The organism is Nostoc sp. (assembly GCF_036917675.1).
GTDB lineage: Bacteria > Cyanobacteriota > Cyanobacteriia > Cyanobacteriales > Nostocaceae > Nostoc.
The window spans coordinates 25,178-34,069 of record NZ_JBALCT010000039.1 but is presented as its reverse complement, the minus strand read 5'-3'; the positions used below and the strand labels follow the sequence as shown (position 1 = coordinate 34,069).

8 protein-coding genes are annotated in these 8,892 nt (G+C 43.3%); 6 read left to right on the top strand and 2 right to left on the bottom strand.

What is annotated here, in order from left to right:
- From V7K31_RS13190 to V7K31_RS13175, 4 genes are all read left to right on the top strand, one after another.
- The coding region (locus tag V7K31_RS13190; protein ID WP_335094782.1) for a DMT family transporter at positions 1-1,485 on the top strand (1,485 nt) is incomplete at its 5' end.
- The gene (locus tag V7K31_RS13185) at positions 1,486-1,638 is read left to right on the top strand and encodes a hypothetical protein (RefSeq protein WP_335094781.1); all 153 of its coding nucleotides are present in this window, start codon (positions 1,486-1,488) and stop codon (positions 1,636-1,638) included.
- Between the two features lie 1,665 nt (positions 1,639-3,303).
- Positions 3,304-4,203 carry a heterocyst differentiation master regulator HetR gene (gene hetR / locus V7K31_RS13180; protein ID WP_335094780.1) on the top strand — a complete coding sequence of 300 codons (900 nt, stop codon included), beginning with the start codon at positions 3,304-3,306 and terminating at the stop codon, positions 4,201-4,203.
- A 133-nt stretch (positions 4,204-4,336) separates the two neighbouring features.
- Positions 4,337-4,609, top strand: a complete 273-nt coding sequence (locus tag V7K31_RS13175; protein ID WP_335094779.1) for a hypothetical protein — start codon at positions 4,337-4,339, stop codon at positions 4,607-4,609.
- A gap of 166 nt (positions 4,610-4,775) precedes the next feature.
- On the opposite strand, the gene V7K31_RS13170 is transcribed toward V7K31_RS13175, so the two are convergent.
- Complete coding sequence (locus V7K31_RS13170) at positions 4,776-5,447, bottom strand: hypothetical protein (protein WP_335094778.1); 672 nt, start codon at positions 5,445-5,447, stop codon at positions 4,776-4,778.
- Between the two features lie 481 nt (positions 5,448-5,928).
- Here V7K31_RS13170 and rpsD point away from each other — a divergent pair, with 481 nt between their 5' ends.
- A complete protein-coding gene (gene rpsD / locus V7K31_RS13165; RefSeq protein WP_334902311.1) occupies positions 5,929-6,537 on the top strand; it encodes a 30S ribosomal protein S4 in 609 nt (202 codons plus the stop codon).
- A 93-nt stretch (positions 6,538-6,630) separates the two neighbouring features.
- Here the strand turns inward: rpsD and moaA are convergent, their stop codons facing one another.
- Positions 6,631-7,617, bottom strand: a complete 987-nt coding sequence (gene moaA, locus V7K31_RS13160; protein WP_335094777.1) for a GTP 3',8-cyclase MoaA — start codon at positions 7,615-7,617, stop codon at positions 6,631-6,633.
- A 160-nt stretch (positions 7,618-7,777) separates the two neighbouring features.
- Here moaA and V7K31_RS13155 point away from each other — a divergent pair, with 160 nt between their 5' ends.
- The gene (locus V7K31_RS13155; protein WP_335094776.1) at positions 7,778-8,809 is read left to right on the top strand and encodes a hypothetical protein; all 1,032 of its coding nucleotides are present in this window, start codon (positions 7,778-7,780) and stop codon (positions 8,807-8,809) included.
- Positions 8,810-8,892 lie beyond the last annotated feature (83 nt).

The following is an 8,892-nucleotide window of genomic DNA, read 5'->3' as shown; positions in this document are numbered from 1 at the left end:
ACGACATCAGAGCCAACCATTGTTAGAGAAAACGCCGCGAACCCAATTTCTGTCCCTAGCCAAGACTTGTCCGAAAGGGAAACGACATCAGAGCCAACCATTGTTAGAGAAAACGCCGCGAACCCAATTTCTGTCCCTAGCCAAGACTTGTCCGAAAGGGAAACGACATCAGAGCCGACGGCGGCTGTAGTTCCGCCACCAAAAGACAATGCCACCGAACCAATTTCTATCCTCAATCAGGACTTAGCGGAAAACGAAACGACATCAGAGCCTCCGACTGCATCTGTGCCACAGCTGGGAGCAATGCCACCTTCACGAAGGAGAAACGCTGCTGAACCAATTTCTGTCCTCCGCAGGAACGGATCACAGAGCAAAGCTAAATCCTCATCGATCACTGCGCTAGAGCCGCAAGCCCAAGCAAAACCCCCACAATCCCGATCGCCTAATTCCTCTGGCTTATCGCCGCTTCAAATCGGTTTCTTGTTGATTGTCTTATCGGCAGTCGTATCGTCGCTTTACAACATAGCCATCAAGATAATTTTCCATGAAGGTTCCCAGATTTTTGGAGTATTAGAGGTAGAGCGCTTGCTGCCGCCGACTTTGGGCAATACTCTGTTAATTTTGACCCTCCGATTTATGGTAGTAGTTCCACTGATGTTACTGTTATCTCCAATACTGCATCCCCGATTGTGGCAAGACCTGGAAAACTTGGCCGCTTCAGTCAAAGGAAATCCCACAGCCGCCAATGCAGCTACCAAGCAGATTTTGCTGTTGTCGATTGTGAGTGGGGGCTTTTTGTTTTTGTCTCAGGTGCTAATATACATTGCGATCGCTCAAGTCCCGACTGGAATGGCGATCGCACTGTTCTTTATCTATCCGATGGTTAGTGGTTTATTGTCGTGGTTTCTGTTTCGCGATCGCCCGACAATATTCCGCATCGGTGCGATCGCCGCAATTTCCTGCGGTGAATTGTTGGTTTTAGGGGGTTCTCCCAACACCGGTATCGGTAATATTTCGATGGGAAGCAGCACCGCCATTCTTTCGGGCGTGGCTTTTGCTGCCTACATAATTCTGACGCGGGTTTGTGCTAGCAAACTGCATCCGGTGACTTTTACTTTAATCAACTTCGCTACCATGTTGTTGTTGAGCTTTATTTGCTTGATGCTACCTTTACCAAGCAGTTGGAACTTAGTAATTGACCCCTCTAAGATACTGGAACTGGTTTTAAGCGCATTTATTTTGGGTGTGCTGACTCTTGCGGGCTATTTGCTTAACAATATTGGTATCAGTAAACTAGGTGCCTCGCGATCGGCGATCATCGGTGGTAGCATTCCAGTTTTAACCGTGATTTTCGCTGGGCTAATCATTCAAGAAAATTTGGATATTGTGCAAATTTTGGGAGTATTGTTAGTAACCTTTGGTGCGGCTGCTTTCAGCTTGGAAACAATGCGAAATCAGGTTAAACCCTCTAATCCCACGAATTAAATGGCGAGTTCAATCAGTTTAGATGTAGTGGGAGCTACTTTACCTCTCACCACTCTCAGCATGAATCCTGACGCGAATACGCCTACTTCTAACTTCTCTAAATCATCTGTCAGATACAATATCCCTGACTTCTTTCAGAAGTCGGGGATTTAAGTTTTTACGAATGATTTAGGACTGCTATATAGGTGTAGATAACACCTAATAGATTAGCGGACAGTAATCAAAATAACTTGACTTGTAATATATTTTTCGGGATTTAGCCTGATACAGGTAGGGAAAACACGTATATGTAAGCAGGTTTATTTCATTCTCCCCTAGTCCGCCAGGGAATAAATTCCCCATCTCATGGCTAAAGTCGGTTTTAACCGACTATCAATAAGCTTTTGAGTCTGTTTTAAGGCACTTGGACTTATTAGCCCGGAAATAAATTTCCCGGCGGGTTATGCCAAAAATGAAATAGTCCTGACAGTATGAGTACTACTGACTCAAGCAATTGAGCATGAGTACTTGCTAAAAGAGGAAATTGGCAAGGAGTTAAGACATTGCAGCACATTTTGGAGCTAGAAGATGAAGAATGTTTAGAGTAACCCCTTTTTCAGCGTAGGAGACTATTGTAGCTAGATGAATATATGGAGCGATGCCCGTTAAACAGCTAGTACATTCATTCTACGAAAACCCCCGCAAGTAATGGGAAATTAAAAAATTTTCATTTCCATGCTCTTGAGTTTGGTGAGATAGTATCTTTATTTCTGCGGTCTTGTACTAGCCAATGAATTAGTTAAATCATGAAATCTTAAAATCCTTTCATGAAAAAAATATAAATTCATTGAGAAAAAATCTCTAAATAATCATCAGATGGAATCCAATATGTTTTATTATATCTATGGCTAGTAGCTAATCTTGAGGTTATTGGCACGATTAACAAAGACTGATAGCTATGCGATTAATTCAGACTGAATCGCGGCTTTCTGTGTCAAATCATCAAAACAAAAAATAAATAACATTTGGATTTATCAGTAAATATAAAAGTATCATCAAACCTTAATTTAACCAGAATATAAATTATTTAAATACGCCTTATTTATAAACTTTAAAATACATTAATTTATTCCAAATACCAAAAAGAATGATATGATAAAAAATAATATTTGAAAAAACAACAGGTATTTTGAAATTGAAATTATTTGCTCTACTTGATGTCTACTATTTTTCCTTAAGCCAACGGCTGATACTGCCGAGACATCACTGGAGGTTGTCAACGGGATGATAGTTCACAAAAACAACCTCTAATTTGGCTACACCTGGTAAGCGATTTCTTTTTAGAGCATTCCCAATTATTTCTAGTCATCTGTATCTTACAAATAATTTGCCAAAACTGAAAAAATCCATCTTTTTTGAGTAACAGATATCCCAGATGAACCGCGCAAACTAGTTTTTACTCCGAGTCGGCATAGTGCCATAATTAGGTGTAAATAGGTTGGCGTTGTTGCTTTTGAAAGATGAGAAAAACCTCAGAGAACTGAAAGACTTTGTAGATTAATTGCAACATAGTTGACTTTTGGGACGTAAACCGCAATCAAGCTAGAATTGGTGATATCTGTAATTTTCTGGTTAGATGTAGGGACAGTTATAGTAACAATACTAAATCTGCTCATGTACCAGAAAAGATGAGAAAATGGTAGTTTGCGCTACCGCCGATCTCGTAGTTATCGCATACTAATATAGTTTGAAGTGAAAACATTGCCTTTAGCCAGGTGTATACTACCAATTCTCACTCCATTAAAAACTCTGTAAACGTGCTATTCAATTGTCTGTAATATGAGTAACGACATAGATCTGATCAAACGTCTTGACCCCAGTGCGATGGATCAGATCATGCTTTATCTGGCTTTTAGTGCCATGCGGACGAGTGGGCACAGGCATGGGGCATTTTTAGACGCAGCCGCAACAGCAGCAAAGTGTGCAATTTACATGACCTATTTGGAGCAGGGACAAAACCTGCGGATGACAGGGCATTTGCACCACCTGGAACCGAAACGGGTAAAAATTATTGTAGAAGAAGTCAGACAGGCGCTAACAGAAGGCAAACTGTTAAAGATGCTGGGTTCTCAGGAACCGCGTTATCTGATTCAATTGCCTTATGTCTGGCTAGAAAAGTATCCTTGGCAACCAGGGCGATCGCGCGTTCCTGGTAGCAATCTGACTAGTGAAGAAAAAAGACAAATTGAGCAGAAACTGCCAAGTAATCTACCTGATGCCCAGTTAGTTAGCTCTTTTGAGTTTCTAGATTTGATTGAGTTTTTGCACAAGCGATCGCAAGAAGACTTGCCACCCGAACACCAAATGCCATTGAGTGAAGCTTTGGGTGAGCATATCAAGCGCCGTCTACTTTACTCAGGAACAGTAACACGGATTGATTCTCCTTGGGGAATGCCCTTCTACGCTCTTACCCGTCCTTTTTATGCTCCAGCAGACGATCAAGAACGTACTTACATCATGGTGGAAGACACCGCTCGGTATTTCCGCATGATGAAAAATTGGGCAGAACGGCAACGAAATGCCATGCGCTTACTGGAAGAACTTGATATCCTCCCAGAAAAAATGGAGCAGGCTATGGAAGAATTGGATGAAGTTATCCGGGCTTGGGCAGATAAATATCACCAAGACGGTGGTATTGCAGTCGTATTACAGACAGCTTTTGGCCAAAGAGAAGACTAGTAGACTGTGGCGGAAGTTTGTTTACCTTAAACAAGGGGCTTAAAGCCCCTTGTTTAGTTTTGCTCCAATCATCAGCTGAAAAACATCTAATTTACATAACCGAATTAAACATAACTCTTGTGGGGTGGGCAACATGAGCGCCCTAATTGTGCAAGTTAAATGTGCAACAGCTAAGGGACTGACAAGAAATAAATATATCCATCTTGTGGGGTGGGCATCCTGCCATTGGTGTAAACTTAACGTGAAAACCTGCCTAGAAGCAGCTTTTAGATTATCTCATTCCCAGTCGGAGACTGGGAATGACGTTCTGGCTCCGCCTCCCTTGCTGGCGGCAGAGCCGCAAAGAGCAGCATTTCCAGCCTCTGGCTGGAAACGAGGGTTTAAAGGAGTTTTAACCTTAAGTTGACACCTATGGCATCCTGCCCACCCTAAGAATGGGACGGGTGAGGACACCCATCCCACAATAAAATTTGGGGCGTTTTTTTATTTGTCAGTCCCTTAGTAGGGTGATCATTGTAATGTCAACGCTACTAATTAAGCTGTATTATCAGTCAATTACAAAGCACTGAAATTTAATTAGTACCCGGTTGCGTTGGAATAATCGGTTGCGTTGGAATAATCGGCTGCGTTGGAATAATCGGTTGCGTTGGAACTGGGTTAGTCTCGATACTTGGACTTGATCCTGTAGGAATTATAGTCTGCGGTGTAGACGAAGATGAAGCACCGATAACGCTATCACTAGCATCGATACAAGTTTCCAGTATCTGGGTAGGGGGAAGGTCTATTTTACTACTATGCAAGCCAACCACACACTGTCCAAAGCGCACGGGCAATAAACTACGGCCACAGTAATCTAAAGCTGCTGGATTAACTGCTTCCTGAGTACTAGAGCTGACGCCAACTACACAGGTAGCTAACTCCTCAGGACGCCGGGCTTTTCCACAAGTAGAAAGCGCATCTGTCGCGGTAATTTGGGTCTGCTTTTCAATTTTAACCACGCAAGCGGCCAAATCTCTTGGACGCAGTGCCTTTGCACAACCAAGTGAAGCCGCTTCTGCCGTGACACCCACGCTCAAAAGGCGACCCGCACAAACACTATAATCATTGCTGTAAGAGGCAGCAACAGCCACATTAGGCAAGATCGTTGTTAACCATCCAGCTATAGCCAAAACTGGTACTATTAGAATCCTGGAGGTGGAACTGACTTGTTCGTTCTTACCTTTGCTAACCACTTTTTTGCTCATTGATATTGCCATTCTCCAAACACCCAACGTTATGCTAACTCAAATATTATTTTAAAAAAATTATTTTCAAATCCTCTGCAATCAAAGAATTTTGGCGGGAATAAAGTATATACATAATTAATTATGTCGAAAATTGTGCTAATATAACTGTTTGAATGATAAGTAGGCAACGTAAAAAGTATTTCCGAGTAAGAATACTGCGTAAACCAATCTGATGATTGAGTAGCCTACGAAACTAAATAAACACAAAAAACTTATTGGCAGGAGTACGGCGGGGCACGTCGGAATTCAGGCTTGGAAGCCAGTGCGTCGGCTCTACCGACTTAAAGCAACTAGCGCAATTGATGCCTCTACATTGGTATGATACGTCATACCAAGGCAAGCAGCCTCAAAAAACCAAGAATTCCCTGATTTGTGATCAGGGGAATGTCAAAATTGAATGTTTGGGTAAAGTTTAAACAGGATTAGATTAAGGAAACTCATGTCCCGATATAGAGGGCCACGCCTCAGAATTGTCCGTCGCTTGGGCGACTTACCAGGATTGACTCGTAAAAGCGCCAGACGCGCTTACCCACCTGGTATGCATGGTCAGAACCGCAAGAAGCGCTCTGAGTATGCTATCCGTCTAGAGGAAAAGCAAAAGCTCCGCTTCAACTATGGTTTGACTGAAAAGCAATTGCTACGCTATGTGCGGAAAGCGAGACGTGTTACTGGTTCTACCGGACAAGTGCTGCTGCAATTGCTAGAAATGCGCTTGGATAATACCGTTTTCCGCTTGGGTATTGCCCCGACTATTCCAGGAGCTCGTCAACTGGTTAATCACAGTCACATCACTGTTAACGGTCGTGTGGTGAATATTGCCAGCTACCAATGCCGTCCTGGTGAAGTAATTGCCGTCAGGGATCGGGTACAATCACGCAAAATGGTGGAAACTAACTTGCAATATCCCGGTTTGGCTAACCTTCCCAGTCATTTGGAGTTTGACAAAACTAAGTTGGTTGGTAAAGTTAACAGCGTTATTGAGCGCGAATGGGTGGCATTACAAGTTAATGAACTACTTGTGGTGGAATACTACTCACGACAAGCTTAAAGAGACGCCATTAATCGCGTCTGTACAGGAGTTATGAGTTATGAGTTGAAAGACGATAATTCCTAACTCCTCACTTTTAACTCCTAACTATTTTCATCCGCCAATTTGCGACATGGTACGTGTATATGTACCTAAAATGCCAGAATCGCGTTCTTTAAAGTTAATTTCTGGCTTGATTCCTAATAAATGCCTGACTTGCTCTTGTAATTGAGTGGTGCTGATACCAGAACGCAGAGCAGTTTTTAAATCTATTTGACCAGTTTCATTCAATAAACAGGGACGCAGCCAGCCATCGGCACTCAGGCGCATCCGATTACAACGATCGCAAAAACATTCTGACATCTGACTAATAAATCCCAGTGTCCCCTTCGCACCGGGAATTTGAAAGACATCAGCAGGGCCAGCACCACGAACTTGGGATTCTGTCAAGCCCCAGCGATCGCAAATTTGTTGTCTTAACTCGGCTGAAGATACCCAACCGCGATCGCCAAACAAATGCACATTACCAATAGGCATAAATTCAATAAATCTAACGTGCCACTGTTTGTCAATTGTCAGGGCGGCTAAATCGAGAACTTCGTGGTCATTTACGCCAGGAATCACCACCACATTCAGCTTCAGTGGGTCGAATCCGACGTGATGGGCAGTTTGAATCCCTTGCCAAACTTGTTGCCAACGAGAACGACCCTGATTACCAATAATTTGGTCAAAAATGTCGGGATCAAGAGAGTCCAGACTAATATTAATTCGTCGCAGACCAGCATTGTAGAGGTTTTGTGCCATCGGAGCCAGCAAAAACCCATTGGTGGTCATTGAGAGGTCTTGAGTTTGGGGGAGAGTTGCGATCGCACTTACCAAATCCACCACACGGGGACGTAATAAGGGTTCACCCCCAGTCAAACGAAACCGATTAAAGCCGACTGGAATAAATACCTCTTTAATTAAGGTAAGCAGCTCCTCATCAGTCAACATTTGTTGCTTGAGGATATAGTCCAGTTCTACTCCCTCTGGCATACAGTATTGACAACGAAAATTGCAGCGATCGATTAAGCTAATGCGGAGGTAGTCTACCTGGTTCATCGTTTTATTTCTATTGTCTCTGATTAATTAAAGACTTCGCTAAGTGGTTTACCCCTTCCTACCATTTTGCTGTAATTCAAGATACCGCACCACCTCTTAGGTTAGAATCTACAGATTGTGGCATAATAAGCCGACCGCATCTACTAGTTAGTCATCAATCGTGCAAGACACCGACTCAATCAACGACCTTGCTGCTGCTTTACTACAGCCAGCAGATATCAGCTTTGAACTGCCCGATCCAGAAGATGAACAGATTTTAGAGTCAGATTTTCAACAGCAGCTAGAAATAGCTTGGCAGGTATGCGATCGCTTTGATCTGCAAACTGAAATCTGGCGAGGGCGAATTTTACGGGCAATCCGCGACAGAGAGAAAATTGGTGGTGACGGACGCGGTACTGGCTTTCTGCGATGGCTAAAAGAGCGGGAAATCAGTAAGAGTCAAGCATACTCCTGGATTCAACTGGCGAATAGTGCCGATACTCTCATTGAAGACGGTAAACTTGATCCCGGCTCTGTGAACAACTTCAGCAAACGGGCTTTTATCGAAACCTCCAAAGCATCCCCCGAAGTGCAACAGATGGTGAGTGAAGCCGCACAAAAAGGCGATCGCATTACCAGGCGCGAAGTGCGTCAACTCAGCGATGAATGGACAGCCATGTCCTCAGATTTATTACCCGAAGCAGTCAAGGAAAAAGCCGCAGATAACACCCTTCCCCCACGCTACATCGCCCCACTGGTGAAGGAAATGGAAAAACTGCCAGAATCGCACCAAAAATTTATCCAAAAGGAAATTGCTGCTAATCCTGATGTCGATACCCTGAAACAGGTAACTACCGAAGCGCGTAACTTGGCGAAATATCTCAAAGGGGCGGCTCAAGTTCAGGCGCTGACAAAGGAAGATGTTGATATTGAAACAGCCTTAGAAGAAGCGCAAAGAGTCGGCTGTTTGAGCATTGCTGCTGATTTAGTAAATCAAGCATCGCAGATGGAACAAACGATCGCTAAACTTTACATGACTTGGAAACGGATCAGTAATTTAGCAGATCGATTATATGTAGATACTGGCGCAAGTACACCCAACTTGCGATCGCTCCTCACTTGCTTGGAACCTCTGGGTGGTGAAATTATGGAATTGCAACTTAGTGGTGCGACTGAACACACTATTCGTTTGCAAATTCAGGAGACGAGTTAGGAATGTGGATTAAATAAAATGCAAAACTTTATCCTATCTCTAGCTTCCCTGTCCTTTATAAGGAGAGGGATTGAGGGTGAGGT